General features: G+C 35.5%; 1 protein-coding gene. It reads right to left on the minus strand.

Annotation, left to right across the window (positions count from 1 at the left end; genetic code table 11):
* Positions 1–51 precede the first annotated feature (51 nt).
* Positions 52–519 carry a transcriptional regulator gene (locus HT717_RS09735; protein WP_049540688.1) on the minus strand — a complete coding sequence of 156 codons (468 nt, stop codon included), beginning with the start codon at positions 517–519 and terminating at the stop codon, positions 52–54.
* Positions 520–521 lie beyond the last annotated feature (2 nt).

Genomic DNA, 521 nt, shown 5'->3' on the forward strand with positions numbered 1-521 from the left:
TTTTTTGTCAACTACTTTTTTAAACTTTTTTAATTTTTTTTGCATGGCTTCTTACAGGCTACGGATATCAAACTCTTTAAACACAATACGTAGCTCCCTTAACACGCTTTGACGACCTCGGAATCGTTCATGTCTTAAGACACGTTCTAACTCTTCTTGTTGCTCTTTAGTTTGTTTACTTCTATAATCTCTTAGTGTTTCATGAAAGAGATAGTAATCATCTAGCCAGAGTCCTCCCTCACTGATACGATGGCTAATCTCACCTACTTCTTCATATGCTTCTTTATCATATCTTCGCTTCTGGCTTTCTTGCTTACGGAGATAATCTAAAATTCTATTTCGAAACTTGGTTTTGAAATATTTCCTTAAACGAGGGATATCTTCTACTAGACCCTCTTCTCTACTGATCAATTCATGTAGGCATATCATTCCCTCTTGATCCCAATCCGATAACTCCCATAAATGAAGATAATATTCCTTTCTACACTTATATACAATGCCCTGGACTTCTTCATACAATT

It is taken from the genome of Streptococcus sp. 959 (genome assembly GCF_013277075.1).
Classification (GTDB): Bacteria; Bacillota; Bacilli; order Lactobacillales; family Streptococcaceae; genus Streptococcus; species Streptococcus pseudopneumoniae_C.